28 protein-coding genes and 1 tRNA gene are annotated in these 26,517 nt (G+C 63.5%); 15 read left to right on the top strand and 14 right to left on the bottom strand.

The window, feature by feature from the left end:
* Position 1 precedes the first annotated feature (1 nt).
* From L8U60_RS08075 to L8U60_RS08065, 3 genes are all read right to left on the bottom strand, one after another.
* On the bottom strand, positions 2–1,417 hold the full coding sequence (locus L8U60_RS08075) for a sensor histidine kinase (protein ID WP_269965858.1): 1,416 nt from the start codon (positions 1,415–1,417) through the stop codon (positions 2–4).
* Positions 1,418–1,429: 12 nt separating this feature from the next.
* Positions 1,430–2,143: a response regulator transcription factor gene (locus tag L8U60_RS08070; RefSeq protein ID WP_269965857.1), complete on the bottom strand. Its 714-nt coding sequence runs from the start codon at positions 2,141–2,143 to the stop codon at positions 1,430–1,432.
* A gap of 134 nt (positions 2,144–2,277) precedes the next feature.
* Positions 2,278–2,350, bottom strand: a tRNA-Thr gene (locus tag L8U60_RS08065).
* Positions 2,351–2,447: 97 nt separating this feature from the next.
* On the opposite strand from L8U60_RS08065, the gene thrE reads away from it, so the two are divergent.
* The 5 genes from thrE (at position 2,448) to L8U60_RS08040 (ending at position 6,923) form a co-directional block, all read left to right on the top strand.
* Positions 2,448–3,959 (top strand): threonine/serine exporter ThrE, encoded by a 1,512-nt coding sequence (thrE, locus tag L8U60_RS08060; protein WP_269965856.1) that lies wholly within the window; start codon positions 2,448–2,450, stop codon positions 3,957–3,959.
* A 65-nt stretch (positions 3,960–4,024) separates the two neighbouring features.
* A complete protein-coding gene (locus L8U60_RS08055; RefSeq protein WP_269965855.1) occupies positions 4,025–4,408 on the top strand; it encodes a histone in 384 nt (127 codons plus the stop codon).
* 18 nt (positions 4,409–4,426) lie between these two features.
* Positions 4,427–5,761 (top strand): alpha,alpha-trehalose-phosphate synthase (UDP-forming), encoded by a 1,335-nt coding sequence (locus tag L8U60_RS08050; RefSeq protein ID WP_269965854.1) that lies wholly within the window; start codon positions 4,427–4,429, stop codon positions 5,759–5,761.
* Positions 5,758–6,201, top strand: coding sequence for a hypothetical protein (locus L8U60_RS08045; RefSeq protein WP_269965853.1), 444 nt, complete (start codon positions 5,758–5,760; stop codon positions 6,199–6,201). Before L8U60_RS08050 ends, L8U60_RS08045 begins: the two co-directional genes overlap by 4 nt.
* The gene (locus L8U60_RS08040; protein ID WP_269965852.1) at positions 6,198–6,923 is read left to right on the top strand and encodes a trehalose-phosphatase; all 726 of its coding nucleotides are present in this window, start codon (positions 6,198–6,200) and stop codon (positions 6,921–6,923) included. Before L8U60_RS08045 ends, L8U60_RS08040 begins: the two co-directional genes overlap by 4 nt.
* Here L8U60_RS08040 and L8U60_RS08035 read toward each other — a convergent pair.
* Complete coding sequence (locus tag L8U60_RS08035; protein ID WP_269965851.1) at positions 6,886–7,971, bottom strand: LacI family DNA-binding transcriptional regulator; 1,086 nt, start codon at positions 7,969–7,971, stop codon at positions 6,886–6,888. The genes L8U60_RS08040 and L8U60_RS08035 overlap by 38 nt on opposite strands.
* Before the next feature lie 29 nt (positions 7,972–8,000).
* Between L8U60_RS08035 and L8U60_RS08030 the strand changes: the two genes are divergently transcribed.
* A complete protein-coding gene (locus L8U60_RS08030) occupies positions 8,001–8,924 on the top strand; it encodes a CE1 family esterase (protein ID WP_269965850.1) in 924 nt (307 codons plus the stop codon).
* A 41-nt stretch (positions 8,925–8,965) separates the two neighbouring features.
* Here L8U60_RS08030 and L8U60_RS08025 read toward each other — a convergent pair whose 3' ends face one another.
* Entirely contained in the window at positions 8,966–9,988 is a 1,023-nt protein-coding gene (locus tag L8U60_RS08025; RefSeq protein ID WP_269965849.1) for an ABC transporter substrate-binding protein, read from the bottom strand.
* A 137-nt stretch (positions 9,989–10,125) separates the two neighbouring features.
* Between L8U60_RS08025 and L8U60_RS08020 the strand changes: the two genes are divergently transcribed.
* From L8U60_RS08020 to L8U60_RS08005, 4 genes are read left to right on the top strand one after another with little or no spacing between them, the layout of a single operon-like run.
* Positions 10,126–11,139: a FecCD family ABC transporter permease gene (locus L8U60_RS08020; protein WP_420840181.1), complete on the top strand. Its 1,014-nt coding sequence runs from the start codon at positions 10,126–10,128 to the stop codon at positions 11,137–11,139.
* 35 nt (positions 11,140–11,174) lie between these two features.
* Entirely contained in the window at positions 11,175–12,200 is a 1,026-nt protein-coding gene (locus L8U60_RS08015; RefSeq protein ID WP_269965847.1) for a FecCD family ABC transporter permease, read from the top strand.
* The gene (locus L8U60_RS08010; RefSeq protein WP_269965846.1) at positions 12,200–12,988 is read left to right on the top strand and encodes an ABC transporter ATP-binding protein; all 789 of its coding nucleotides are present in this window, start codon (positions 12,200–12,202) and stop codon (positions 12,986–12,988) included. The genes L8U60_RS08015 and L8U60_RS08010 overlap by 1 nt, the downstream gene beginning before the upstream one ends.
* Positions 12,989–12,992: 4 nt before the next feature.
* Entirely contained in the window at positions 12,993–13,892 is a 900-nt protein-coding gene (locus tag L8U60_RS08005) for a siderophore-interacting protein (protein WP_269965845.1), read from the top strand.
* Between the two features lie 56 nt (positions 13,893–13,948).
* Here L8U60_RS08005 and rlmB read toward each other — a convergent pair whose 3' ends face one another.
* The 6 genes from rlmB to L8U60_RS07975 form a co-directional block, all read right to left on the bottom strand.
* Complete coding sequence (rlmB, locus tag L8U60_RS08000; protein ID WP_269965844.1) at positions 13,949–14,887, bottom strand: 23S rRNA (guanosine(2251)-2'-O)-methyltransferase RlmB; 939 nt, start codon at positions 14,885–14,887, stop codon at positions 13,949–13,951.
* A gap of 5 nt (positions 14,888–14,892) precedes the next feature.
* A complete protein-coding gene (cysS, locus tag L8U60_RS07995; protein ID WP_269965843.1) occupies positions 14,893–16,290 on the bottom strand; it encodes a cysteine--tRNA ligase in 1,398 nt (465 codons plus the stop codon).
* Positions 16,291–16,304: 14 nt separating this feature from the next.
* Positions 16,305–16,805 (bottom strand): 2-C-methyl-D-erythritol 2,4-cyclodiphosphate synthase, encoded by a 501-nt coding sequence (gene ispF / locus L8U60_RS07990; RefSeq protein WP_269965842.1) that lies wholly within the window; start codon positions 16,803–16,805, stop codon positions 16,305–16,307.
* 21 nt (positions 16,806–16,826) lie between these two features.
* Positions 16,827–17,885 (bottom strand): HNH endonuclease signature motif containing protein, encoded by a 1,059-nt coding sequence (locus L8U60_RS07985; protein ID WP_269965841.1) that lies wholly within the window; start codon positions 17,883–17,885, stop codon positions 16,827–16,829.
* Between the two features lie 165 nt (positions 17,886–18,050).
* Complete coding sequence (gene ispD, locus L8U60_RS07980) at positions 18,051–18,782, bottom strand: 2-C-methyl-D-erythritol 4-phosphate cytidylyltransferase (protein WP_269965840.1); 732 nt, start codon at positions 18,780–18,782, stop codon at positions 18,051–18,053.
* A gap of 9 nt (positions 18,783–18,791) precedes the next feature.
* The gene (locus tag L8U60_RS07975) at positions 18,792–19,376 is read right to left on the bottom strand and encodes a CarD family transcriptional regulator (protein WP_269965839.1); all 585 of its coding nucleotides are present in this window, start codon (positions 19,374–19,376) and stop codon (positions 18,792–18,794) included.
* Between the two features lie 206 nt (positions 19,377–19,582).
* Here L8U60_RS07975 and L8U60_RS07970 point away from each other — a divergent pair, with 206 nt between their 5' ends.
* From L8U60_RS07970 to disA, 3 genes are read left to right on the top strand one after another with little or no spacing between them, the layout of a single operon-like run.
* Entirely contained in the window at positions 19,583–20,134 is a 552-nt protein-coding gene (locus tag L8U60_RS07970) for a hypothetical protein (protein WP_269965838.1), read from the top strand.
* Positions 20,135–20,157: 23 nt separating this feature from the next.
* Positions 20,158–21,558: a DNA repair protein RadA gene (gene radA / locus L8U60_RS07965; protein WP_269965837.1), complete on the top strand. Its 1,401-nt coding sequence runs from the start codon at positions 20,158–20,160 to the stop codon at positions 21,556–21,558.
* Between the two features lie 12 nt (positions 21,559–21,570).
* A complete protein-coding gene (gene disA / locus L8U60_RS07960) occupies positions 21,571–22,608 on the top strand; it encodes a DNA integrity scanning diadenylate cyclase DisA (RefSeq protein WP_269965836.1) in 1,038 nt (345 codons plus the stop codon).
* 22 nt (positions 22,609–22,630) lie between these two features.
* On the opposite strand, the gene L8U60_RS07955 is transcribed toward disA, so the two are convergent.
* Together L8U60_RS07955 and L8U60_RS07950 are read right to left on the bottom strand one after the other, a co-directional pair.
* Entirely contained in the window at positions 22,631–23,407 is a 777-nt protein-coding gene (locus L8U60_RS07955; RefSeq protein WP_269965835.1) for a hypothetical protein, read from the bottom strand.
* Positions 23,408–23,416: 9 nt separating this feature from the next.
* On the bottom strand, positions 23,417–24,031 hold the full coding sequence (locus L8U60_RS07950; RefSeq protein WP_269965834.1) for a carbonic anhydrase: 615 nt from the start codon (positions 24,029–24,031) through the stop codon (positions 23,417–23,419).
* Between L8U60_RS07950 and L8U60_RS07945 the strand changes: the two genes are divergently transcribed.
* Positions 24,030–24,914 carry an HhH-GPD family protein gene (locus L8U60_RS07945; protein WP_269965833.1) on the top strand — a complete coding sequence of 295 codons (885 nt, stop codon included), beginning with the start codon at positions 24,030–24,032 and terminating at the stop codon, positions 24,912–24,914. The two genes, L8U60_RS07950 and L8U60_RS07945, sit on opposite strands and share 2 nt — an antisense overlap.
* Here the strand turns inward: L8U60_RS07945 and L8U60_RS07940 are convergent, their stop codons facing one another.
* On the bottom strand, positions 24,915–25,085 hold the full coding sequence (locus tag L8U60_RS07940; protein WP_269965832.1) for a DUF4236 domain-containing protein: 171 nt from the start codon (positions 25,083–25,085) through the stop codon (positions 24,915–24,917).
* Between the two features lie 87 nt (positions 25,086–25,172).
* On the opposite strand from L8U60_RS07940, the gene L8U60_RS07935 reads away from it, so the two are divergent.
* Entirely contained in the window at positions 25,173–26,516 is a 1,344-nt protein-coding gene (locus tag L8U60_RS07935) for a lipase family protein (protein WP_269965831.1), read from the top strand.
* Position 26,517 lies beyond the last annotated feature (1 nt).

Here is a 26,517-nt window from a genome sequence, read left to right as displayed (position 1 = left end):
ATTAAAGCTTAGGCAAGCTGACGGTGAATTTCGCACCCTGACCTGGCTCTGAGTCGACGGTGATCGCGCCGTCATGCTGCTCGACGAGCGACTTCGTAATAGCCAAGCCCAAACCCGAACCACCACCACACTTGGAGCGGTTGCGGGAGGAATCAGTGCGGTAGAAGCGCTCGAAGACGTGGGCCGCGTCCTCGTGCGACATGCCCACGCCGTTGTCCTCCACGTCGATGTAGACACGGTCGAGGTAGTCGCGCACGGTCACCGTCACTTCAGCGTCGTCACCAGCGTGTTTGAAGCCGTTCGCGATCAAGTTGAGCAGCACCTGGTGCAGGCGGTCCGGGTCGCCGGAGACCATCGGGACATCGTCGGAGGCGTTGTTCACCTTCAGCGTGCGCCCCGGGAACGCTGCGCGCGCAGAACCCGCGACGGACAGCACGAGCTCCAGCATGTCCACGTCGCGCATGTTTAGGCGCGAACCCTCCGCGCGCGTGAGCGCCAGCAGGTCCTCAACCAGTAGTTTCATGCGGCCAGACTCTTCGTCGATCTTGCTCAGCACCATATCCGCGTCGTCGGTGGCGCCGGCGCGATACAGCTCGGTGTAGCCGCGAATACTCGTCAGCGGAGTGCGCAGCTCATGCGATGCGTCGCCCACGAAACGACGCATCTGCTCCTCTTTCTCCTGCGATTCTTCGAGCGTCTCTTGCAGCTGCTCAATCATCGTGTTCATCGCGTAGGACAGCTGCCCCACCTCTGTACTCCGCGACCAATTCGGCGCACGGCAGTCGGTGTCGCCGTCGGCGATCGCCATCGCGGTGTTCTCAAGCTCCTTAATCGGCAGCAGCGCGCGCCGCACGAAGAATGTGCCCGCCGCACCCATCATCGCGAGCACAAGAATGCTTATCGACGCCAACACCACCCCCAGCTCATCCAACAACCGCACCTCATCGTCCAGCTGCTTCGCCACGATGGTGGCGGTGCCGTCTACTGCTCGCACTGCGATGACGCGGAACTGTCTATCCTCCTGCGTTCCATTCGCGGAGAAGGCGGCAACAGTGTGGGGTTGGCGGTCAAACTCCAGCTCGCTCAGGTTAGGGATGGCGCCCGACGCGTTAATCGATCGGATCTCGCCGCCAACGAAGGAGATGAGCATGTACTCACTCGGCAACGTCGTGTTGATCATGCGCGTATCTGGGTTGAGCGCCCACGAGTCCAGGCTGCGTCGCAGGTCCGCGTCCACGCGTTCGTAGATCTGGCTACGCGTGAGCCCCCACACCGCCATGGACATGCCCACGAGACCCAGTCCGGATACCACCATGAGGATGACCAGCAACCGCGTGGCCAGGCGATAACGCGAGACCCAGCCGGTAGCGAGACGCAAAAGCGTCGCCGGCTGGGCGTGGGATGAAGGGGATGCCATAAAAGGTGAAGCCTACTGGCGCGGAGTGCGCAGCACGTAACCCACACCACGAACAGTCTGGATGAGCTGCGGATCGCCCTGATCCACCTTGCGGCGCAGGTAGGAGATGTAGGACTCCACGACGTTGCCGTCCCCGCCGAAGTCGTAGTGCCAGACGTTATCCAGGATCTTCGCCTTGGACAGCACCACCTCAGCGTTGAGCATGAGGTAGCGCAGCAGGTTGAACTCGGTCGGCGACAGCTCCACGATCTCGCCGGCCTTCGTCACCTCGTGCGTCTCATCATTAAGGGTGAGGTCGGCGTAACGAATCGTGGCGTCCTTGCCCTCTTCATCGGTGACGTTGCCGCGCCGCAGAATCACGCGCAGACGGGTAATCACTTCCTCGAGGGAGAACGGCTTAGTCACATAATCATCCGCACCGATGGTCAGGCCGTGAATGCGGTCCTCCACCGCATCCTTCGCCGTGAGGAACAACGCCGGAGCATCAAGGCCCTCAGCACGCAGCTTGGACAAAAGCTCAAAGCCGTCCATCCCCGGCATCATCACGTCCAGGATGTACGCGTCCGGCTTCTGCTCGTGAGCCAGCTCCAACGCTTCCTGGCCAGAATCAGCCGTGATCACATCAAAACCCTGGAACTTCAGGGAGACGGTAAGGAGGTCAACGATATTCGGCTCGTCATCAACAACGAGCACCTTCACGTTCTGCGGGGTTGTGGTCTCAGCCATGATGTTTGTTGTTTCGCTTTCTCTCGGTTTAAAAACGCGCGTATTGCTCCCAACAGTAAACAACCCCACCCTGAACGTTTCCTGAACGTTGACTGGATGGGGGTGAGGGGTTTTCGTCGATAAGCGAAAAAATGAGCTGGAGACGAGACTTGAACTCGCAACCTACGGTTTACAAGACCGTTGCGCTACCGATTGCGCCACTCCAGCACCCGTGCAAGAAAGCACTGACCCGCAATCATACAAGCCGCCCGCCCCGCGCAACAAAAGGCGACGGGGAGACCCCCAACAAGATACTGTGTCCGATGTGGCACCGGTGATGAAGAACTTACGCGAAGCTTTGCGCTCCTCTGGTCCAGTCGCAACGATCGACCAGGCGCGCACCTCTCCCCCGCCGTCCGTTCTCGCACCCGTCGACCTGACAGACCCGGCGCAAGTTGCCGCCGTGATGACGATCGGCGCGCGCGTCGGCGAAATCCTCATCGCCAACGGCACCACCAGCTCCGATGCGAAAGCGCAGATTCACGCCGTCACCTCCTCGTACGGCCTGCACTACTGCCACGTGGACATCACGCTGAACACCATCACCGTGAACTCGATCATCGGCACCACCCGCAAACAACCCGTCGGGGTGTTCCGCGTGGTCACCGACATGACCGAGAACTACACCAAGCTGCAGGAAGTCGACCGCCTCATCCGCTCCATCCGTGCCGGCGCCACCCCGCCCGAAATGGCGGAGAAGATTCTCGACGACATCTACAGCGCCAAACCCCCCTACCCCTGGTGGGTGTCCATCGGCGGCTGGACCATGCTCGGTGCTGCCGTGGCCATCCTGCTGGGCGGCGACCTGTCCATGTCTGCCCTCGGCGCGATCACCGCGGCGCTGATCACCTCCATCAACCTGTGGCTGGGCAAAAACGAACTGCCGTACTTCTACCACTGCGTTGTGGGCGGGTTCCTAGCCACGGTGCCGGCCGCGATCTTCTATACCCTGGCCACACGCGCTGGAACGACGATCGTGCCTAGCCAGGTCATCGCAACCGGCATCGTCGTGCTGCTGGCCGGCCTGACACTCGTGCAATCACTCCAAGACGGCGTGACCGGCTCACCCGTCACCGCGAGTGGGCGCTTCTTCCAAGCGATCCTGTTTACTGGCGCGATCGTCGCTGGTGTCGCCGGTGGCATCCAAATCGCCGACATCATGGGCGCAGGTCTACCGCCCATTGAGACGCAACCACCCACGCCGACGTACAGTTCCGCCGCCGTGCGCGTGATCGGTGGCGCCATCGCCGCCGCTGGTTTCGCGCTCGCCGCCTACGCCGAAGTCCGCGCGATCATCGCCTCTGCAGCCACGGCGCTCGTCGGTGGATTCACCTACTACGCGGTGCTCATCCCGTTCGGGGCTGGGCGTCTCTTCGCCGTGTCGCTGTGTGCTGTCATGGTCGGCCTCGCCGGCGGTTTGCTGGCTCGTCGCTTCCTCATCGCGCCGCTCATCACCGAAGTCGCCGGCGTCACGCCGTTCCTCCCCGGCTCCGGCGTGTACCGCAGTATGTACGCGTTGCTCAACGAGCAAACAGTGCTGGGGCTGAACAACCTCTTCCTAGCCATCGGCACCTGTATGGCGCTCGCAGGTGGCGTCGTACTTGGCGAGTGGCTCACCCGCCGCATCCGCCGCCCCGAGCTCTTCAACCCGTACAACGCCTTCCGCGCCGCCGGTCGCATCACATTCCAGCAGATCAGACGCGCCGAGCAAGCTGCTTCTCGACGCCTCACCGGCAAGCCGCACAAGCGTCCGAACACACCGCCGGCTGGGCAATAGCGTAGGATGGACGGGCCGAGAGGGCTCGTCGAAAAGCAATCAACCCGACACCGATGGAGGTAACTGTGCCCCCCAAGATCACTGACAGCCGCCCGAACCCGGAAGCCGTCCATACGGTCGAGGAACAAACCGCTGCGGGCGCGCGCAGTGTCGTGGCTACTTACGCTGAGGACCTCACCGACGGTGTGACCCTCATGTGCATGCTCGGCGTCGAGCCGGAAGGCCTCGTGTACAAGCAGTACGAAGAAGACCTGGCCAACGCGGAGGCCGAAAAGGCGCCGGCGAAGAAGGCCACGAAGAAGGCTGCAAAGAAGACGGCCAAGAAGACAGCCAAGAAGGCTGCGAAGAAGACGGCCAAGAAGACCGTAAAGAAGGCAGCGAAGAAGGCCGCCAAGAAGACGACCAAGAAGACCACGAAGAAAACCGCCAAAAAGACCACGAGCAGCTAGAAAGTTCGAGGGCGATTGATGAGCGGGGACAACGCATTCGTTGTCGTGGCCAATCGGCTACCAGTAGACCGAGTCGATGGGCAGTGGGTGGCGTCCCCGGGCGGACTCGTGGCGGCGCTTGCCCCCGTGCTGAAACGCAATAGTGGCTGCTGGGTCGGCTGGCCCGGCGAGCCCGATGCGACATTCTCGCCTTTTACTCACGACGGCATCCGGCTCCAGCCCGTCGAACTCGACGCGGACGACTTCGAGGAGTTCTACGAGGGCTTTTCCAACTCCACGCTGTGGCCGCTGTACCACGACCTCATTGTCACGCCTCGCTATCACCGCGAGTGGTGGCAGCGTTACCGCGCGGTCAATGAGAAGTTCGCGCGCGCAGCCGCCGACGCTGCCGCGGAAGGCGCGACGGTGTGGGTGCAGGACTATCAGCTACAGCTCGTGCCCGGGTTGCTGCGGGAGATGCGGCCAGATGTGACGATCGGGTTTTTCTTGCACATCCCGTTCCCCAACCCAGATCTCTTCCGGCAGTTGCCGTGGCGCACCCAGGTCCTGCGGGGGCTGGAGGGCGCGGATCTCATCGGCTTCCAGCGCCGCCGTGATGAAGCGAACTTCCTCGACCTCGCCGCGAGCGACCCCGAAGCACACACCCCGCGAACAGGGACGTTTCCGATCTCCATCGATGCGAGCGAGTTCGATAAGGCTGATGACGCTGCCATCACGAAGGTCCGCGAGCTTGTCTCCAATCCGCGCACGCTCATGCTGGGAGTGGACCGTCTCGACTACACCAAGGGCATCCTGCAGCGCCTCACCGCGATTGAAGAGCTACTGGAAGAGGGCCGGCTGGAATCGGCAGCGCTGATTCAGGTGGCGACGCCGTCGCGGGAGCGCATCGATAGTTACAAGGCCACTCGCGCCGGCGTGGAGGAAGCCGTGGGCCGTATCAACGGCCGCTACGGCAAGCTCGGCCGCCCGGTGGTGCACTACGAACACCATGCGGTGCCGAAGTCCCAGCTTCGCAACTATTACTCGGCCGCGGACATCATGCTGGTCACGCCGTTCAAGGACGGGATGAACTTGGTAGCCAAGGAGTACGTGGCGTGCCACCCGGATGGTTCCGGCGCGCTGGTCTTGTCGGAGTTCGCCGGTGCCGCAGTGGAGCTGAACCGCGCGCACGTGTGCAATCCGTTTGATGTGGAGTCGGTGAAAAACTCAATCGTCTCCGCGATCGAGGCGCAAGACTCCCCCGCCGCGCGCGACGCGATGGTGCAGATGAATGCGCACGTCCGCGAACATGACGTGTCGCGTTGGGCGGAGGCGTTTTTGAGCGAGCTCGCCGCAGTGAGGAGGAACCGATGAAGCGGGTGTTGGCGTTGGCCTCTTGTCTTGCGCTCGCCGGATGCGCGCAGGAGCCGGGAGAACTGGAGGAGACGACGTGGGAGGTCGTCGCGGTGTACGTTGATCCGTCGACGCCGGGCGGAGTGACACCGGATGCTGCGGGGCGTGCGATCGTCGCGTTTGGCCCCTCGTCGGTTGCTGTTCAGACGGGGTGCGCCCCGCTGCAGGCGCGGGCTGAGGTCTCCGATGATTATGTCCGGTTGGTGGAGATCAAAGAGGGCCCGCTTATCGACGACTGCTTTGGCGGCACCCGCACCCTCCACACCCACCTCACCTCCCTGTTGACCGAAGGTTCCGAGTTTGATGTCCGCACATACGGTAAGGATGCACCCACGGAATTGGTGTTGACGAAGAGGACGGATGGGGTGGAGAGGCCGTCGATAAGGCTTGTGGCCCAGTGATTCAGGAGCTTGCGCAGGTAGATAACCTGCTGGTCTGCGTCGATTTTGATGGAACGATCTGCGAGCTCGGCCCGGATGCCTATGCGGTGCAGCCGCATCCGGCTGCGATAGCGGCTCTGGAAGAGCTCGTGGGTCTGCCGGGGACGACGGTTGCGGTGCTGTCTGGGCGTCACCTGGAGGGTTTGCGGCGCGTGTGTCCGCTGCGGGAGCCGGTGATCCTCGTCGGTTCACATGGCGCGGAGCCAACGCAGGGCGGGCCGACGTTGAGCGCCGATGAGCAGGCGGAATTGGACCGCATCGGGGCCGAATTGGAGCGGATTGCGGAGTCGCCTGCCTTCGTGGAAGTAAAGCCGTATCAGCGCGTTCTGCACGTGGCGAAGGTGGAAGACCCCGTGCTCAAGACCGCGATGCTGGGCAGGGCTTTGACACTTCCATCGCGTATTCCGCCGACGCCTGGCCACAACGTGGTGGAGTTTTCCGCCGTGACCACCACGAAGGGGACGTGGCTGGCGGCAGAAAAAACCCGCTTCGACGCCACCGTCTTCGCGGGGGATGACGTCACAGATGAAACTGCGCTCGCCGTCCTCGACCCGGCGCGCGGGGATGTGGGCATCAAGATCGGAAGCGGAGACACCTGCGCACAGAACCGACTCGGGTCGGTGGAGGAGATGGCGCAGTTCCTGGTTAATCTCGCGGCGGCGCGACGGTCCGCCCAGGGCTGAAGCGGGTGGGGAGGATGAGGTGAGGGGGGTGGGGGGATTCGTCGATAAGCGAGCTTTCCACGAGTTCCGAGAGCACCTTCCCCACCGTCGCCCCTTTGCGCTTGTTGGGTTGAATCACCGTGGTCAGGCCACGCGCGAGCGCAGGCTCAACGCCGTCGAAGCCCGTCACTGAGATATCCCCGGGCACGTCAAGGCCATGCTCCAGGCAGTACTCGAGCACGCCGAACGCCATCGAATCCGTCGTGCACAACACCGCGGTGAGATCCGGAGCGAGCGCAAACAGCTCACGCGCGGCGTCCGTCGCGGACCCGTAGTCGTTGAAGTGGCGGGTGACCACGGGGACGTCCGTAATGCCAGCCTCCGCGAACACATCGAGCGCACCCAGGACACGGCCACGCTGGACGTGCATGTCCGCGGCCTCGACCTGCGCCGGGGTGACCGCACCGTCGCGCGAGGCATCCTTGAACAGGCGCTTGCCCACGATCCCGATCCGGCGGTGCCCCGCCTCCACGAGTGCGCGGGCGGCAGGTTTGATGGCCTCGCGGTCATCGATGCCCACGAACGCAACGTCGCCGTCCGCGTACGGCTGATCGCACACCACCATCGGCAAACCACGCGCACGGACCGCTTCCAGGTGTGGCTCGCCGTACGGCACGGAATAAACCACAAAGCCGTCCACCAGCGCGCCGGCGATAAGCGGGCTCATCTCTCCCGTCTCGCTCGGCCCCAGCGGAATAAGCGTCAGCGCCGTGTTCGTACCCGCCGAACTCTCGCCGAGCCCGGCCAGAAAATCTATCGACGCCTGATCCTCAAACGCATACGACACATGCTCCGTCAGAATCACCCCGATCGCCCCCACCCGGCGCGTGCGCAAACTGCGCGCCATCGGATCCGGCCCGGTGTAGCCGCGGGCACGGGCCACGGCGAAGATCTTCTCGCGCAGCTCCTCCGATAGCTGCTCGGGGCGGTTGTAGGCGTTCGACACCGTCGTACGCGAAATCCCCAGCTCAGCGGCGATGGAGGCGAGTGTGCCCTTCTTCTGACTCATGTGGCCACTGTATCGCTAGTGTGTAAAACGTGATTGTCCAACGCCTGAACCTGTCCCACGACGGCCGTGATCGCCGCGTCACCTGTGTCCTGCCCAAAGAGGTGCAGCCCGGCGCGGATCTCGTGCTGTTTCTGCACGGTTCGCTGCAGTCCGGCTCCGTGGCGCGGCGCTTCACGGGCAACACGTTCGACGAGTTGACCTCGCGTGGCTGCGTCGTTGTGTACCCGGACGGTGTGGACAGGCATTTCAATGATCATCGCGTCGGCTTCAACGAGGCCGCGCGCAGGTTGCTTATCCGCGACACCTCCTTCCTCACCTCCCTCCCCTCCCTCCTCGCCGCAGAGTTTGATCTCAACTTTGGCCAGATCATCGGCTGCGGTTTCTCTAACGGAGGCCAGATGCTGCAGCGATTGGGATTGGAGGCGCCCGGTTTCCTGGATGGCATCGCGTGTTTTGGGGCGCCGTGGCCAGCGGCCGATAACGTGCTGCCGGAGCTTGCCACCCACTACAAGGATTGGGTCCCAGTCCCCGTCCTGTCTGTCCAAGGGACGGCAGATCCCCTTGTGCCTTATGAAGGCGGTGCTTCCGGCATTGGTAATTCCAACCGCGGGGTGGCGCGCTGCGCCGTGGATTCGGCACGCTTCTTCGCACAGCTCAACGGCCTGGGCACGGAGGATACGAACAACCACGCGCACACGGAAACCGACGGCCTAACGCCGACCCCTGTCAACGCCGAACCTCTCTCTACTCGCCCCATCGACGGGGTACGAGTGGACCGTTTCGGCCCAGGGGCTCCAGAATCACCCGCGGGTGGAGCGGCACCAGTCGAGCTGTGGACGATCGAGGGCATGGGCCATGTCGTCCCCAACCCGAAAGAAATGGACAAAAAGCTCGGCCCCAGCACGAACAAGGTCGTGGGGGCCGAACTCGTCGCGCACTTCTTTGGGCTCTAGATAAATAGCTCAGGTCGAGCCAGTGCGACTAGTGCCTGGGGTTACTTGTTGGCGTTGGCGATGGCGACGTCGATAAGCTCTTTGAAGCGCGGCGCTGCCCACCGCACGGTCAGCGGATTGATGATCGACGACGCGGTGACCAGCGACTGATCCGTCGATGCGACCTCGGCACCTTTCTCAACCGCTTTGATGCGAGAGTAGACGGGGTCCTTGTGCATCTCATCACGGTTAGCTTCATCAGAGTAGAACGTGAAGATGAGATCAGAGCTGCTAAGCGCGTCGGCGTTCTCTTTGGACAGTTCAGCGGAGTCGGTGCCGGGAACTTCCGGGAACTGCTTGTACACGTCGTCGACTTTCAGGCCCAAGTTGGACAAGAACGCGACGCGCTGCTCGCCGGGAAGGAAAATACCCAAGTTCTGGGGTCCGTCGTTGTAGATGTAGCTGAAGGTGTAGTTGCCGTAGTTTTCTTCGGACTGTTCCTCGAAGGCAGCTTTGACATCGTCCTTGACGGCTTGGGCCTTGTCAGGTTCACCAAGTGCCTTAGCAATCACGTCAACTTGCTCTTCCCAGGTGATCGTCCACGGCTCTTTCTCGTAGGCGATGGTTGGGGCAATTTCGGACAGCTGGTCGTACTGCTCCTGCGTGATGCCTGACCAAGGCGCGAGGATCACGTCGGGTTTGTATCCGAGGATTTCCTCTGCGCTAAGCGCGTCATCGCCTTCGAATTGTTTAGGCAGCGCATCGCCGCGTTCTTCGACAGCTTCTTTAATCCAGGGCAGGTAGCCGGACTCGTCGGACCCCCAGGCGTAGGACTGGATGGCAACAGGGGTGTGGCCCATCGCGATGGCGATTTCGGCGGAGCCTTGGCCGATGGTGACGATGCGTTCGGGCTTCTCCTTGATTTCTGCGGTGCCGAGCGCGTGTTTGATGGACACGGGCTTAAAGTCGCCTGCGGGCGCACCGCTTGCGGAGCTGGCGTCGTTCGCGTCATTCGCGGTGCCAGAGCATGCGGTGAGTGCCACCGCAGTTGCACAGGCTAGGAAAAGGCTGGCGAGACGTTTCATAATCAATCCTTTCATCCATACATAGTTCGATAGGCCAGGCTACCCTAACTCTTAACAGGTGGTCTAGACTGCCTGTCATGAAAACTGCGACGCAGGCGGACCTGCCACCCCACACGGTGCGCACCAGTTTCAGTCTGATGGGGAAAAGTGGTGCACTAGCAGTACTTTTCGCATTGCTCGCGGTGGGATTCATGCTCAGTCTTGCGGTTGGCGCGCGCAGCATCGCGCTTGTCGACGTCTGGCACGCACTCACCCACATCCGTGACCTCCACCGCAACATGGACACGATTTCGCAGGACGAACTCACTGTTGCGGCGCTACGATTCCCGCGCACGCTGCTGGCCATCCTCGTGGGAGCGGCCCTTGGGGTAGCGGGCGCGTTGATTCAGGGGCACACACGCAACCCGTTAGCGGATCCGGGGATTTTGGGGGTGTCTGCAGGGGCGGCGCTGGCGGTGGTGGTGTCATTCACGTTCCTCGGGGTAACAAGCGTGACCGGGTCAGCGGTCGTGGCGTTCATCGGGGCGGGGCTAGCCACGGTAGCGGTTTTCGCGCTCGCCGCTGCGGGAAACGGCCATGTCAACCCGTTGAATCTGGTACTTGGCGGGGCTGCGTTGTCGGCGGTGATGGGGGCAGCCACCTCCGCCTTTGTGCTTATCGACGCCAACTCCCTCGACCAAATGCGTTTCTGGAACGTAGGCTCCGTGGCAGGCCGCAGCCTCGACGTCTTCTGGGGTGTGCTGCCGTTCATCGGCTTCGGGGTGGTGGCGGCATTCGCTTCGGCCCCAGGGCTGAACCTGTTGACGCTGGGCGAAGACGTAGCCAGCTCACTAGGCGTAAATGTGCAACGACACCGGGTGGCCGGGATGGCGATCATCGCTCTACTAGCCGGCTCCGCAACAGCAGCGGCAGGCCCAATCGGCTTCCTCGCCCTGGTTGTTCCGCACATCAGCCGCACAATCTGCGGTCCGGACTACCGCTGGATCCTCCCCCTCTCCAGTGTCATTGGGGCGAACTTTTTGCTGTACGCCGATATCGCCGGACGCCTCATCGCCCGCCCAGCGGAAGTGCAAGTGGGCATCGTGCTGGCGTTTGTGGGCGCACCATTTTTCATATGGATGATGTACAGGAATAAGGTGATGGCGCTGTGAGGGGGGAAACGAGGACGTCGATAAGCGTGGGACAGATGAGCGCAGCGTGGCGGCCGCGAGTCTTCCTAGCCACAGTGCTGCTGGCGCTGACTGTGCTTGTGATCTTCGCCCTCAAGCTCGCTGTGGGCGATTACAACCTGCCACTTGGCGCCGTTTGGAACGTTCTGCTCGGCGGGGGTGAGACGACAGAGAAACTCGTGGTGCTCAAATGGCGTATGCCACGCGCTGCAACAGCCGTCGGCGTGGGCGCCACACTGGGGCTATCTGGTGCGCTGATGCAGTCTGTCACGCGGAACCCGCTGGCTAGTCCCGATATCCTCGGCATCACGATGGGTGCGTCCGCTGCAGCCGTTACTGTGATCGTGATTGGCACGGGAAGCGCGAGCGTGGTCACGTCATGGATCGGTGGGCTGGGCATCTCCACTGCGGCAGCAGTCGGCGCAATGGCGTCGGCGCTGGTGATCTGGCTGCTTGCGTTCCGGCGCAATGTCGATTCCTTCCGTCTGGTCCTCTTCGGCGTGATCATCAATGCGCTGCTCCAAGCGTACGTCAGCTACCTTCTCATCCGCGCCGATCTTCGCGACGCCCAAGCAGCCACTGTCTGGCTTACCGGCTCCCTCAACGCCGCCAACTGGCATACCGCCACCCCCGTCTTCGTCCTGCTGGGAGTATTTATCCCTGTCATAGCCTGGATCAGCTACCAGTTCAAAGCGATGGAGCTTGGCCCTGATTTCGCCACCGGATTGGGGCAGAACCCCCGCCGGAACCAATTAACGTTCATCGCCTGCTCGGCCGTTCTTGCAGCCGTGGCGGTGGCAGCGGCAGGACCAATCGGGTTCGTCGCATTCGTCGCGCCGCAGGTGGCGTTGCGTCTGTGCGCGGTTTCTTCACCGCCACTGACCGCTTCAGCGCTCACCGGCGCACTGCTCGTCACAGCGTCCGACTTGGTCACCACCCACGCTCTGCCCGTCGCCCTTCCGGTGGGCCTGCTCACCGCAGTGCTTGGCGGAAGCTTCCTCATCTACGTGCTGATTCAAAACAACCGGAGGAATTCGATCTAATGGACGGCATCACCGTGCGCAACCTACGGGTCTCATACGGAACGAAGACAGTCATTGACGGACTCGACGTAAACATCCCTGCCGGCAAAGTGACCACGGTCATCGGGCCTAACGGGTGCGGGAAGTCGACAATGTTGAAGGCGGTGGGGCGACTAGTGGCGTCGTCAGGCGAAGTGCTTCTTGGTGGCCGCGACGTGCGCGCGATGCCCCGCAAACAGCTCGCCACGCTGTTGTCCATGCTGCCTCAAAGCCCCACAGCGCCCGAGGGACTACTGGTCAAAGACCTGGTGGGGCGGGGCAGACACCCGCATCAAACGTGGTTCAACCAATGGTCATCGACAGACCGCGAGGTCGTCGCAGACGCGCTCGCCCAAACCCAATCGACCGACCTGGCGGACCGTGACATCAACCAGCTCTCCGGCGGGCAGCGCCAACGCGTCTGGATCTCCATGGTCCTCGCGCAACAAACGCCCACTATGCTTCTCGACGAACCCACCACCTACCTCGACCTCTCCACCTCCATCGACGTACTTAACCTCGTACGACGGCTCAACACCCAGAGCGACCGCACCGTGGTCATGGTGCTACACGACCTCAACCTCGCCGCCCGCTACTCCGACCATCTCCTTGTCATGCGTGACGGCGCGCTGCAGGCTTCCGGCTCCCCCACTGACGTGATCACACCTGCGCTACTGCGCAGCGTCTTCGACCTCGACGCGCTGGTCGAAAAAGATCCTGCCGTCGGCGGCCCGCTCATCATCCCCGCAGCCCCGGCGGGAAAGGAGTGACACCATGGCTGTCTCACCATCGGTGGCGTTTAACGACCCCCACATCAACACCATCCCCACCCGCGACGGCGCGGAAGTATTCACAGCGGAAGTCGTGTCCAACAAACTAATCGCGCCACACGTTCGGGAGATCACTTTCTATGCCCCTGAGCTGGCCAGTTTCGGCATCACAGGACCCGACGAATTCTTCGGCCTGCTCATGCCACAGCACGGCCAGGACTATACGCCGATACCGCCGCAGGCAACGGCGAACATCCGCGGCCATGTCGCGTCGCTGCCCAGTGCCACCCGTCCCGATCTTCGCTGGTACACAATCCGCCACTTGAACTGGCGTGACAACACTCTATCCACACAGATCGTCACTCACGGAGTAGACAACGTCGCCGATGCGAAAGGCCCCGGCCTACGATGGGTACTCTCCGCCACTCCCGGCGACAAGGTGGGCATTGTGGCGGCAAACGGGCTGTGGCACCGGCCGTCGTACGCCCCGTTCAATCGTGCGGAGCCGCAGCTGCTCGTCGGTGACGCAACCTCCGCCCCGTCGATCTTGGGCATTCTCGAATTCCTCGACGAATTCCACCCTGCCGAGCTGGCGCAAACGCACGTTGTTCTCGTGTCCGAATCGTCCGCCGATCATTCACCGGAGTTCCTCAATTGGCGATCACGCGTGGCCAGCATGGACATCGTGTATGCCGGCTACTCCGATCACGTCGATGCTCTACTACAGTGCCTGACCTGCAAGCTCCGTGTTGAACGCAAGTTTGACGGCATCCGCTACGTCTACGCCTGCTGCGAATCCGCGTTAGCGAAACAAGCGCGCCGGTTTGCCAAAGAAGAACTGGGACTTGCCCCGAAGAACATCTTCTGGAGTCCTTTCTGGATCCAGGGCCGCGCCCGTCCCTGACCGCACCCCCTCTGCGCACGGCAGACGATACAGCCCGCCACCACAACGCGGCAGCTCTAGCTCGTGCGGCGCTGGCGGGCGAACTCGCTGAGCACAACACCCGCGGCGACGGAGGCGTTGAGGGACTCCACCCAGTCCGCAGTGGGGATAGACATGATGACGTCGCAGTTCTCACGCACCAGGCGGGAAATGCCCTTGCCCTCGGAGCCGACGACGATGACCACCGGATCGGTAGCGCCGTTGAACGTGTCCAGGGTGTGCTCCCCGCCCGCGTCAAGGCCCACGACCATGTAGCCGTTGTCCTTGAACTCCTTGATCGTGCGCGTGAGATTCGTCGCCCGTGCGACCGGCAGGCGGGCCGCAGTGCCAGCGGACGTACGCCACGCAACACCCGTGACCTGCGCCGAACGACGCTCCGGGATGATCACGCCATGGCCACCGAATGCCGCCGTCGAACGGATCACCGCACCCAGGTTGCGCGGGTCCGTGATGTTGTCCAGGACGACGAACATGCCGTTTTCACCGCGCTCATTCACCTGCGCGATGAGGTCGAAGACATCGGCGTACTTGTACGGCTGAATCTTCAGACCAATGCCCTGGTGGAGGGTGTTGCCCGTCATGTTGTCCAAGTCCCGGCGCGGCACCTCGTGAACGGGGATCTGGCGGGTGTTGGCCATGAGGACGGCTTCGCTCAGGCGATCATCGTGGCCCGTGCCGTGTGCGATGATGAGGGCCTCAGCCGGCACCTTCGCATGCAAACACTCGATGACCGGGTTGCGGCCGACCACGAGGTCCGCCTGCTCCCGCTCATGACGACCCTGGTCACGACGCTGCCGCTCCAACTTCCGCTTATGCGCGGAGTGGTACACGCGATCCTCGGCCTTCGGTGTCGGCCCCTTACCAGCCAGTCCACGGCGACGCTTGCCGCCGGAGCCCTTGGTGGCGCCTTTCTTGTTTTTCTTCTGCTTGTCGGGGCGCTCGTACGGTTTAGCCATTGTTTTTATCCCTTCAGCTCCCACGTGGCACCATCTGCGGTGTCGGTGACATCAATTCCTGCAGCGGCGAGGCGATCGCGGACCTCGTCGGCGGTAGCCCAGTCTTTGTCGGCTCGGGCCTGCGCCCGGCGTTCCAGTTCGGCCTGGACGAGGACGTCCAGCGCCGCCTCCGCAGCCCCAGAAGCACCGGCGCTAGCGCTCGCCCACTCACCTGGGTCGATGCCCAACACCGCGGTCATGGCGCGCACGGCGCCGGCGAGGTCACGCGCCAACGCTGCATCGCCGTCCGCCAGTGCCTTGTTGCCAGCGCGGACGGTGTTGTGGATCTCGGCGAGTGCCTTGGGAACGCCGAAGTCCTCGTTCATGGCGTCGGCGAAGGCGGGGGTCCACTCGCCAACCGCCACGGGCTCGCCGCCAGAAGCGCGGGCCACGAAATCTTCGATGCGCCGGTAGCCCGCCGCCGCCTCCTGCAGAGCAGCCGGCGAATACTCCAGCACGCTGCGGTAGTGCGCGGACCCCAGGTAGTAGCGCAGCTCCACCGGGCGAACGGACTCGAGCATGTTGTCGATGGACAGCACGTTGCCCAAGGACTTGGACATCTTCTCGCCCGCCATCGTCACCCAGTGGTTGTGCATCCAGTACTGGGCAAAGCCATCGCCGGCGGCGTGGGACTGCGCCTGCTCGTTCTCGTGGTGCGGGAATTGCAGGTCAAGCCCACCACCGTGGATGTCAAAGGACCCACCCAAGTACCACGTGGACATCGCGGAGCACTCCAGGTGCCAGCCTGGGCGACCATCGCCCCACGGCGTTGGCCAGCTCGGCTCACCGGGTTTCGCGGCCTTCCACAGGGCGAAGTCGTGGGCGCCGCGCTTGCCGGCCACGTCGGTTTCACCCTGTTCCATCTCCTCGACGCGATTGCCGGACAGGGACCCATAATCCGAGCCTTCCGCCGCTACCCAGGCAGCAACGTCGAAGTAGACGGAGCCGGAGGCCGCGTACGCAAAGCCTGCGTCGATAAGCCTTTGCATGTAGTCGACCATCTGAGTCACGAACCCGGTCGCGCGCGGCTCCACGCTCGGCGGCAAAACGCCCAGCGCGTTGTAGGCGCGCGTGAATTCGCGCTCGTAGGTGGACACCCACTCCCACCAGGGGCGGCCGTTTTCGGCGGCTTTGGTGAGGATCTTGTCGTCGATGTCGGTCACGTTGCGCACGAAGGCAACGTCGTAGCCGGTGGCCAGGAACCAGCGGCGCACGATGTCAAAGGCCACGCCGGAGCGCAGGTGCCCGATGTGCGGCGAGGACTGCGGCGTCGCACCGCACACATACATCGAGACATGCCCCTCGCGGAGAGGTTCGAAGTCGCGGAGTGCACGGGTCGCGGTGTCAAAAATGCGTTGAGTCACGCGCCCCAGTTTAGCTATCGCTTATCGACGAGCGCCGTCGCCACCGCCGCCCTTCCCTCACCCGATCCCGTGAAGCCCATGTGGTCCGTCGTCGTGGCGCTCACGGAGACGGGTGCGCCGAGTGCTTCGGACAGGACGCGCTCGGCCTCTTCGCGCACCGGGCCCATTTTGGGGGTCTGGCCGATGAGTTGAGCTGAAGCGTTGAGCACGGTGTAGCCGTTGGCGGCGACGAGTTCACGCAACTCGGTAAGCAACTGCACCCCAGTGACCCCCTCGTACTCCGGGCGGTCAACACCGACGAAACTGCCCAGGTCCCCCAATCCGGTTGCGGAGAGCACCGCGTCGACGATGGCGTGGCTGACCACGTCTCCGTCTGAGTGGCCTTCGCATCCGTCGACGCCTTCGAAGAGGAGGCCGGCGATCCAGCAGGGTTTGCCGGGGGCGATGCGGTGGGCGTCAAAAGCACTGCCGACGCGCAGAGCGGAAAGCGGATGTGAGGTCTGGGAGTTGTCCATGCGCTCCGATCCTAGTTCGCCCTAACTGGCGCGAGCTGGCACCTTCGCCGGGTCGTGGTTGAACAGGGACCGCATCCCGCCGAAGGGGTGTAACTTATTCGCCCGGGCAAACCCACGTGGGGAGACCCACACCGGCGCCCCACCCCGCATCTCCACATGGCCGCGGCGGACCAAATGCGCGTCATCATCGTTGACCCGATTGTGGTAGCGGCACAGCGGCGCCAGGTTGTTCACGTTGGTTTCGCCACCGTTCTTCCACGCTTTGATGTGGTGGATTTCGCACTGGTCCGCGCCACGGCGGCAATCCGGGCTGGTGCAGATCGGCTGCGTTGCCCGCGCCATGTCACGCTGCTTCGCGTTGGCAAATCGCTCCAAGCGGTACTGGTTTACCGCGCCTTCTGTGGGATGGAAGACCACTGCTTCCAATTCGTTGTCTGGGTTGGCGGTGTGGGTGGTGAGGAAGTCGGCGCCGGTGATGGTGGTGCCGTCGGTAAGCCCGAGCACCACGTCATCACCTTCGCCGCGGATGATGCGCACCCACTCGGGCAACGGAATGAGCAACTGCGGCCGCGGTACCGCGTGCGGCACTCCCCCGCCGCTTCGTATGAGCGCCAAGAAGTGTTCCAATAATTGCGACGCCAGCGGTAAGTCCGGGTCCACCTTCTGCAACAGCGCGTGTTCTAAATCGGCGACATCGCGCTCATCCGCCCAGAACACCACCCGGCGGCGGCCGTGACGCGACGGCGAAATGGTCATCTTCTTCTCCGGTGGCTTGTCCGCGCCGGGCAAAAGCTTCCTAGCCAGAGCTAAGAGCGCCTTGTACGTGCCGCGCACCGAAAGCAGCGTTAGCCGAAGCTTGTTGCGCGTCCGGTTGTTCTTGATCGGCTTGAGTTTCTTCTCAATGTGGACGAGTTTGTCCAAGCTCACCCCCTCCGCACGAGCTTTCTCCCGCGCCTGTCGTTGCTTCGACGGCGACGTCGTCGGACCGTAATACGCCTCGTGCACGAGCTTCCAGTTATTCGCAGTCGCCTGCGACATCCCAGCGTCCAACGCGGCTTCGCGGTCAAACCCTTCCAACATGTCTATTGCGCCCCCCGATAGGGCTTGCATCACTGAATTAAAGTTCATGCCACAAAGGTATTGCTCAAAAGTGCCCTTCTACAAGGGTTTTTGAGATTTCCCACATTTTCAAATTCTATGGAACCAAACGGGGGTCTAAGGCAGTCTAAGTAAGGTTGGGGGTTTTTAAACGCCGGGGTTGCCGGGCACGTCAAAAACGGTGGGTTCCGCCTCATCCGTGATGCGCTGTGCCAGCACTAAGTCGATGGGAGTGGTGATCTTAAACGCCATCGGGTCGCCCTGCACCGTGGTCACGGGAACACCGAACCATTCCATGAGGCTCGCGTCGTCGGTCGGGGTGAAATCAACAGCATCAGCCGCGAAATAGGCCTCATTCGCCGCCCGCAACGTGGCCAGGTCGAAGCCCTGCGGCGTCTGCACAGCGCGTAGGCGGGAGCGGTCGGGGGTGGAGAGGATGGCCCCGGAGGCGTCGACAAGCTTGATGGTGTCAGCGACGGGCACAACCGGAACGACGGCTGGGGCGCCGCTGAGCACTTGGCGTGCGACGCGCGCGATCATCCCCGGCGGCGTCAACGCGCGGGCGGCGTCGTGGACGAGGACCACGGCGTCGTCGAAAAGCAAAGCTTGCAGGCCCTCCCACACGGAATCCGCGCGCTCGCCGGCGCCGTGGATGAACTGGACGTCGTGGTCGCGCAGCAGTTCGCGCGCAAACGGCTCCATGTCGGGGCTGACCAGCACGCCAATGTGGTCAACGACAGCGGACGTCTCCATCGCCGTCACCGAACGCTCCAGCAGCGAGCGCCCACGCAGCTGCACGTAAGCCTTAGGGATCTCCGCGCCCAGCCGAGTCCCGCGCCCCGCCGCCGCGACGAGCGCGACGACGCGCCGACTGTTCATGCTGATGGTCTAGTCCTCGTCGTCGAAGCTCAGGTCGTCCAGATCGACGTCATCTTCCACGTCAACATCGCCCACCGGCTTAGCCACGAGCCCCTGTTCCACGTGGCGCGCGATGATGGCCTGGATTTCCTCTTCCATGCCTGCGGCCTTCGCTTCGTCCACAGGCTCAGCGAGCGCGAGCTCACCCACGAGCACCTGACGAGCCTTACCCAGCATGCGCTTCTCACCAGCGGAAAGGCCGCGGCCCTGGTCACGGCGCCACAGGTCGCGCACAACCTCCGCGACCTTGTTGATGTCACCGGACGCCAGGCGCTCCTGGTTCGCCTTGTAGCGGCGGGACCAGTTACCGGCCTCCTCCACGTCGGTCTCGCGCAGCACGGAGAACACCTTGCGCAGACCTTCCTCGCCGACGACGTCGCGCACGCCGACGAGCTCCGCATTCTTAATAGGCACGCGCACCGACAGGTCAGATTGAAGGATGTTGAGCACGAGGAAGTCCAGCGTCTCCCCGCCCATCTCTCGCTTCTCAATGTCCGCGATCCGAGCTGCACCGTGGTGCGGGTAGACAACTACTTCTCCGACCTTGAAATCCATTCGCTCTCCTTCGCGCATGCTTATCGACGACTACCGCCACACGAATAACGTCCCGATCCTACCATCGCCCCCAATCACACACCGGGCCCCATTATGGATACCCCCGGTTGCACCCACATACTGATGGCTAACTGTGAATAGTCAAGGAGAAAAGACTAGGCTGAATCGTTGATACGCCTAAAAATTCCTAACAGGAGGACATCGACGTGAACTCCCTGAAGCCGGTTATCCGCCGCGCAGGTGCCGTCTCTATCGCAGCTGCTTCTGCTGTTCTGCTCGCTGCATGCTCTGCGGGCCAGGTCACCCAGACTTCGTCCCAGGTCGCTGCCGTCAACGGCGCCAGCGCGCAGACGGAGGATGGTTCCATCACCGTCCAGGACGTCACCATCGTCTTGGACGAAAATGGGGACGCAGCGGTGAAGTTCACTGCATCCAACCAGGACTATGACCGTCACGAGCACAAGCTGCAGTCCGTCGCTGTGAACGGCGAGACGGTGGAGATGACCACCCCGGAGCCGATGGGCTACAACTGCTCCATCGTGGGTAATTCCGCTGATGGTCTGCAGGAGATGCCGCAGGCTGAGGGCGCGTGCATCGAGTACGTGAAGACCTCGGTGGACAATGACAACTTCGCTTACGGCGGCAACGTCCCGGTGACGTTCACGTTTGACACCGGCAAGGTGGAGACAGTGGCTACCGTCGCTGCTCCGACCGTGAAGTCTGGTGAGACGGACCGTCAGCCGGAGAAGAAGCACTAGTTCAGCACTAGTTCACAGAAACTGTGGCGAAGCAGCGCACCGTCCACACCTGCACTGAGTGCGGGTATTCGTCACCGAAGTGGCTGGGGCGCTGCCCCGAGTGTGGGGCGTGGGGTACACTCGAGGAATCAGCGGCTGCTGTCACCAGCACCGCAGGGGGTACAAAGGCACGCGCCGGCATCAGTGCTGGCGCGCCGAAGGGGTTGGCGCCGGCGTCACCGGCGCAGCCCATCACGAAGATCAACGCCAGCGCTGCTGGGCGTGTGACATCGGGGATTTCTGAACTTGACCGCGTGCTCGGCGGGGGCGTCGTGCCGGGGTCAGTGGTGCTGCTGTCCGGCGAACCGGGCGTGGGTAAATCGACGCTGCTGCTCGAAGTCGCTAGCCGCTGGGCGGCAACGGGGGATCGCACCGCCCTCTACGTCACGGCAGAGGAATCCGCAGCCCAGGTCCGCGGGCGTGCGGAACGCACCGGGGGACTCAACGAAAACCTGTACTTGGCATCCGAGTCCAACCTGGATGTGGTCTTTGGCCACGTGGACCAGGTGAAACCCAGTCTGCTGATCGTGGACTCGGTGCAGACGATGCAGGCAGCCGGCGTGGAAGGCGTGGCCGGCGGCGTCGCACAATCGCGGGCAGTCACGGCAGCCTTGACGGCGTTGGCGAAGACGACGAATCTGCCAATCTTGCTCGTCGGCCACGTGACCAAAGACGGCAACGTCGCGGGCCCACGCGTACTGGAGCACCTGGTAGACGTCGTCCTCGCGTTCGAGGGCGACCGCCAGACCAGCCTGCGCATGCTGCGCGGTATGAAGAACCGCTTCGGCGCCACCGACGAAGTCGGCTGCTTCGAGCAGACCGCCGACGGCATCCGCGAGGTGCCGGACCCGTCCGGATTGTTCCTCTCCCACCGCGGACAGACGCCGGATGGTTCGGCAGTCACCGTAGCCATGGACGGGGTGCGCCCGATTCTCGCCGAGGTGCAGGCGTTGACGGTGGATCCGGTAAACAAGTCACCGCGCCGCGTGGTCACCGGCTTGGACTACAACCGCGTGCCCATGGTTCTCGCCGTCCTCCAAGCCCGCTGCGGGGAACGCACCAATGACCAGGACGCGTACGTGGCTACCGTCGGCGGCGTCCGCATCACCGAGACAGGCACGGATCTCGCCGTGGCACTGGCCACCTGGTCGAGCCTGCACACCACTGCTCTGCCACCAAAGACAGTGGTCATCGGGGAAGTCGGCCTCGCCGGCGAAGTGCGCCGCGTACCCAACCTGGAGCGCAGGCTCACCGAAGCAGCCCGTCTGGGATATGAGAATGCGATCGTGCCCACGGGACTCACCAAGAAGATCCCCGGCATGAAGGTGGTACAGGTGGGGACGGTGAGGGAGGCGATTGGGGCCGTCGATAAGCAAAATGCGTAAGATCTGAAAGCTATGACCATGCGCGATGTTTTGCTGCGGCTCGCCCCCGGCACGGAATTGCGCGACGGGCTCGAACGCATCAAGCGCGGGCACACCGGCGCGCTGATTGTGCTGGGCGATGGGCCCGAGGTGGCCGGTGTGTGCGACGGCGGCATTGAATTCGACGTCCCTTTCTCCCCGACGCTGCTGCGTGAGCTGTCCAAGATGGACGGCGCCGTCGTGCTGTCGGAGGACGGGACGCGGATCACGCGTGCGAATGTGCAGCTGGTGCCGTCGCCGACTTTCCATACGTCGGAGACTGGTACGCGCCACCGCTCCGCGGAGCGTACGGCGCTGCACACGGGTGTGCCTGTCGTGTCGGTGTCCGGATCGATGAACATTGTCACGGTGTACGCCGACGGGAAGCGCCACATCATCGAGGAGCCGGCGGTGCTTCTCACGCGGGCCCGCCAGGCGATCGCCACCGTGGAGCAGTACCGCATCCGCGTGGACAAGGCGAACCAGCGCCTCTTCGTGGCGGAGATGAACCGCTACGCCGCCGTCGAGGATGTGTTGCACCTGCTGCAACGTCAGCTTCTGCTGCAGCGCGCCGCGCGCGATATGGATGATCAGATCGTGGAGCTCGGCACCGACGCGCGCCAGCTGCGTCTCCAGCTCACCGAGTTGCGCGGCACGATCTACCACGACATTGCCATGCTCGTGTGCGACTACCTCGTCGCGGAGGGTGCGCCGAGCAATGAGCTTATCGACGCCACCATCGACACCCTCGACCACCTCCCCGACCGCGAACTGCTGAACACGGCCACCCTCGCGCAGGTCTTGGGGCTGCCGGCGACGGAAGAAAACCTCATGGAATCGGTGACGCCGCGGGGCTACCGGGCTCTGTCGCGTATTCCGCGGGTGCAGAAATCCCTCATCGACTACATCGTGGCCGAATTTGGCGACCTCGACGCCATCCGCGCTGCCGATGCAGAACGGCTCGCGGAAGCGAAGAACGTCTCGCCGCTGTGGGCGCGCCACATCGTGGAGGGGCTGCGGCGCAACGCCTAGCGCTGTGAACTAGCGCTGCCGGCTAGCGGATGTTGAAGGTCACGCCCTCCGCGTGGTTGTTGCCCAGCGTCGCGGTGACCACGTAAGCACCGGCAGGCACGGCCTGACGGTTGGAGCACTGACCCGGCGCGGAAGCCAGGCGGGACCAGGTGGCGCGGAAGGTGCGGGATTCGCCAGCGGCGAAGGTCTGCTCACCGTTGATCACCGGCTCGTAGCAGTCCGTGTCACCCCACACCGGCTGGAAGCCTTCGCGGGCGATGGAGTAGACCTCGAAGCGCAGCTTCTCATCGTTGGCGTTGATGACGCAGTCCGCGCCCGTCGGGTTTTTCACCTGGACGTTGAGTTCCGGTTGGTCCTTCGGGTTGTTGACGTCAAAGTTCGTCTTGTTGGACTGGATGGTCAGCTGGAGGTCGCTGAGCTCACAGGAGTTCTTGGCGGCGAGTTCCTCATCGTCCGGGCGTTCTTGCTTGGCGGTGGGGTCGAAGTCTTCGCTCGGCTCTGTCTCCGTGGCCTCGGTGTCCGTGGCCTCGGTGGACTCCTTGGCGGCGCCGGGGTCCGGCTCGGTCGGAGTTGTCACCAAGGTGGTGGGCAACGCCGAGGTCGTTGGTTTATCATCGTTCGATCCGGAGCGGGCAAACGACGTGAGCGCCCACACCAGTAGGGCCACCACTGCCAGGACGATCGCCAGCGCGGCAACACGCCGGCGCATGTAGATCTCCTCGGGCAGGCGGGACCCGCGTTGCTCGTGGGGATCCTGCGGGGTATTGAGTGTTCGTGGGGTTCGCGGCTGGTAGGTCACACCGCGATCCTAACCCGCGAAATGCTCCTCGACGCTTGTGACGCGGCCATCTTCAAGCCTGTATCTTGCGGCAACGACCCCTAGCGAGCCGTCTGCGATCCGCGCCTGCACCGGCGGGATGCGGTGAACGAGGTGTTCTGCGGTCTCCGCGGCGTGGATTTCTTCGATGGCGGAGCGCTCCTCATGCCCGTCACGCTTTGCGCGGATCACGCTGGGAGCAATCTTTTCGACGAATACCCTCGTCAAATCCGACGGCAAATCCCCCTCCTCGAAGGAGGACACCGCGGCACCAATGGCGCCGCATTCCTCGTGGCTAAGCACCACGATGAGGGACACGCCCAGGGTGGTCACCGCGAATTCCAAAGAACCAGTCACAGCGGCATCGACGCAGCCGCCGGCGGTGCGGACGACGAAGAGGTCGCCGAGGCCGGCGTCGAAAAGCATCTCGACGGGCACCCTCGAATCCGAACACGCCAGTACCGCCGCGAATGGCGCCTGGCCGGTGCGGAGCTCCTCCCGGCGCGAAGACCCCGAGTGCGGATGAACGGATGTGTCAGTGGCGAAACGCTGGTTGCCCTCCAGAAGGTGGTCCCAGGCGTCCCGCGGAATAGTCCTAAACGGCATGACCACTATTGTGGCACGTACTGTGATTGATCCTTCTATTGTCTCCACTTGGTTCGCGGCCAATGCGCGCGATCTGCCGTGGCGCAACCCGGAAACCAGCGCGTGGGGTGTGCTGGTCAGTGAGGTGATGAGCCAGCAAACCCCCGTCGCTCGCGTCGCCCCGCAGTGGGAAGAGTGGATGGAGCGCTGGCCCACCCCGGCTGACCTGGCGGCGGCGCCGACCGCGGAGGTACTACGGGCGTGGGGCAGCTTGGGGTATCCGCGGCGGGCGTTGAGGTTGAAGGAGTGTGCGGAGGAGATCGCGGATAAGCACGGCGGCAACGTGCCAAGCGGGGTCACTGAACTCTTGGAGCTGCCGGGGATCGGCGATTACACGGCGCGTGCGGTGGCGGCTTTTGCGTTTGAGCAGGCAGTGCCCGTGGTGGATACGAACGTGCGGCGCGTGTACACGCGAGCGGTGTTGGGCCGGCCGCTGGCAAAACCACAGAAGGCCGAGCTGGAGTGGGTCGCCGCGTTGCTGCCGGAGACGGATGCGCACGTGTTCTCCGCGGGGCTCATGGAGCTCGGCGCGCTCGTGTGCACGGCGACGAGGCCGGCGTGTGAGGCCTGCCCGCTCGCTTCCTCGTGTGCGTGGCTAGCCGCTGGTTCCCCGCCGCCGACGGACGAGGAGCTGGCCGGCAAGAAGGTGCAGAAATTCGAAGGCACCGACCGGCAAGTGCGTGGCAAGATCATGAAAGTGCTGCGTGAGGCATCCGCGCCGGTGCCGCAGGCAGAGATCGACGTGGTGTGGCCCGACGCGCCGCAGCGCTCCCGGGCCCTCTATTCACTGCTGGAAGACGGGCTCGCCGTGCAAAACGACGACGGACTCTTCCACCTGCCGTAACTACTTCCAGCGCCCCCGGTACGTCATCCCGCCAGGCAAGTTCACCCACACTCCGCCGCGGGAGTTAAAGGTCACCGGCCCCACCTTCGTGGACACCGACGCCCCGGAACCGGAGATGTTCAGCCACGAATTCTTACCGAGCTTCTTCTTATCGCGGTACAGCAAACCCATAACTACAGAATCTTAGAGCACCCGCCGCGGAAACGAATCGTGCACAGAATGCCCACCAAAATCCAAGGCTTATTTTAGGATTCACTCATGCATAACCCCGTGTCTCGTTTCACCCGCTGGGCGGTGGCGGCCCTCGTTCTCGCCGCCGTTAGCGTGCAGCCGGCGCATGCTCAGCCAAGTGTCGAGCAGCTTCATGCCGGCATCACCCACGCCGCCAGCACCCCTGACAAACCACTGGTCAAACAGTATGACCCGTTCTACGACGACCCCGTCCCCGCAGAGCAGCTCGACCGCCCCGGCAAAATCCTGCGCACGCAGCCGGCGCCGCACCTGCTGAACATCCTCGGCCCGAACTTCCCCGGCTACGCGCAGCGGATTCTGTACACGTCCACCACGGTCGATGGACGCATTGTGCCGGTGTCGGGCTACGTCATCGAGCCGGCGAACCCGTGGCGTGGTGCTGGTCCGACACCGACGGTGGTGTTCGGCCCCGGCACGCGCGGCGCGGGTGACGCGTGTGCCCCGTCGCGCGGCCCGTGGATGATGGGCCAGATCGACCCGGCGCAGCCCGCCGTGGGCTCCAACTACGAGAACGTGCACCACCAGGCTGCTGCGCTCATGGGCATGCGGGTTGTCGTGTCTGACCTCATCGGCCTGGGCACGCCCGGCGCGCACACGTACGTGCTGCACACCGAAGAGGGCCACGCGCTTATCGACGCCGCCCGCGCCACCACCCAACCCCACCACCCCGTCGGCTTCTGGGGCTACTCGCAGGGCGGCGGCGCCTCAGCAGCCGCGGCAGAACTCGCGCCGACCTACGCGCCGGAACTCAACGTCAAGGGCGCTTTCGCCGGCGCACCACCTGCCAACCTCGTGGAAACGATGCGCGGGGTGGACCAATCCTCCATCCTCGCCGTGGTTGGCTTCGCTCTCAACGGTTGGACGGAGCGCTACCCGCAGTTCCAGGCGGCGCTGGATGCCAACTTGAACGCCCGCGGCCGCGAATTCCTCGATACCACGCGCGATGCGTGTATGGCGGATAGTGCGTTCCGATGGGGTTTCCAGGATTCGCGGACGTTCACCGTGTCTGGCGAGCCGATGGTGGATGTGCTCACCCGCGACCCGGAGATTCGCCGCAAGCTCGATGAACAGAAGCTCGGCAACCGCGCCCCGCAGGCACCAGTGATGGTGTCCACGATGGGCGGTGACCAGGTCGTGCCCACACCTCAGGTCGTCCAGCTCGCACGCGACTACTGCGCCGCGGGGGCCAACGTCACCCTGCTTAACGACGCCCTCCCGCCCCTCACCCCACCCCACAAAATCGGCGCCAACCACGCCATCGGAGTCATCGCCCACACCGGGCCTTCACTGATGTGGCTCGTGGACCGCTTCAACGGCGTACCCAACGCATCTAACTGCGGAAGCTTCTAAC

Source organism: Corynebacterium meitnerae (assembly GCF_027570075.1).
Lineage (GTDB): Bacteria > Actinomycetota > Actinomycetes > Mycobacteriales > Mycobacteriaceae > Corynebacterium > Corynebacterium meitnerae.
Note: the sequence above shows the minus strand (reverse complement) of the source record. Positions and strands in the feature narration are given on the sequence as shown.

Excerpts from the sequence above, each read along its gene's own strand:
- L8U60_RS08075 (WP_269965858.1), bottom strand. The coding sequence starts at position 1,417 with ATGGCATCCCCTTCATCCCACGCCCAGCCGGCGACGCTTTTGCGTCTC.
- L8U60_RS08070 (WP_269965857.1), bottom strand. The coding sequence starts at position 2,143 with ATGGCTGAGACCACAACCCCGCAGAACGTGAAGGTGCTCGTTGTTGAT.
- L8U60_RS08050 (WP_269965854.1), top strand. The coding sequence starts at position 4,427 with ATGAGCGGGGACAACGCATTCGTTGTCGTGGCCAATCGGCTACCAGTA.
- L8U60_RS08045 (WP_269965853.1), top strand. The coding sequence starts at position 5,758 with ATGAAGCGGGTGTTGGCGTTGGCCTCTTGTCTTGCGCTCGCCGGATGC.
- L8U60_RS08035 (WP_269965851.1), bottom strand. The coding sequence starts at position 7,971 with ATGAGTCAGAAGAAGGGCACACTCGCCTCCATCGCCGCTGAGCTGGGG.
- L8U60_RS08025 (WP_269965849.1), bottom strand. The coding sequence starts at position 9,988 with ATGAAACGTCTCGCCAGCCTTTTCCTAGCCTGTGCAACTGCGGTGGCA.
- L8U60_RS08020 (WP_420840181.1), top strand. The coding sequence starts at position 10,126 with ATGGGGAAAAGTGGTGCACTAGCAGTACTTTTCGCATTGCTCGCGGTG.
- L8U60_RS08015 (WP_269965847.1), top strand. The coding sequence starts at position 11,175 with ATGAGCGCAGCGTGGCGGCCGCGAGTCTTCCTAGCCACAGTGCTGCTG.
- L8U60_RS08010 (WP_269965846.1), top strand. The coding sequence starts at position 12,200 with ATGGACGGCATCACCGTGCGCAACCTACGGGTCTCATACGGAACGAAG.
- L8U60_RS08005 (WP_269965845.1), top strand. The coding sequence starts at position 12,993 with ATGGCTGTCTCACCATCGGTGGCGTTTAACGACCCCCACATCAACACC.
- rlmB (WP_269965844.1), bottom strand. The coding sequence starts at position 14,887 with ATGGCTAAACCGTACGAGCGCCCCGACAAGCAGAAGAAAAACAAGAAA.
- ispF (WP_269965842.1), bottom strand. The coding sequence starts at position 16,805 with ATGGACAACTCCCAGACCTCACATCCGCTTTCCGCTCTGCGCGTCGGC.
- L8U60_RS07985 (WP_269965841.1), bottom strand. The coding sequence starts at position 17,885 with ATGTTGGAAGGGTTTGACCGCGAAGCCGCGTTGGACGCTGGGATGTCG.
- ispD (WP_269965840.1), bottom strand. The coding sequence starts at position 18,782 with ATGAACAGTCGGCGCGTCGTCGCGCTCGTCGCGGCGGCGGGGCGCGGG.
- L8U60_RS07975 (WP_269965839.1), bottom strand. The coding sequence starts at position 19,376 with ATGGATTTCAAGGTCGGAGAAGTAGTTGTCTACCCGCACCACGGTGCA.
- disA (WP_269965836.1), top strand. The coding sequence starts at position 21,571 with ATGACCATGCGCGATGTTTTGCTGCGGCTCGCCCCCGGCACGGAATTG.
- L8U60_RS07945 (WP_269965833.1), top strand. The coding sequence starts at position 24,030 with ATGACCACTATTGTGGCACGTACTGTGATTGATCCTTCTATTGTCTCC.
- L8U60_RS07950 (WP_269965834.1), bottom strand. The coding sequence starts at position 24,031 with ATGCCGTTTAGGACTATTCCGCGGGACGCCTGGGACCACCTTCTGGAG.
- L8U60_RS07940 (WP_269965832.1), bottom strand. The coding sequence starts at position 25,085 with ATGGGTTTGCTGTACCGCGATAAGAAGAAGCTCGGTAAGAATTCGTGG.
- L8U60_RS07935 (WP_269965831.1), top strand. The coding sequence starts at position 25,173 with ATGCATAACCCCGTGTCTCGTTTCACCCGCTGGGCGGTGGCGGCCCTC.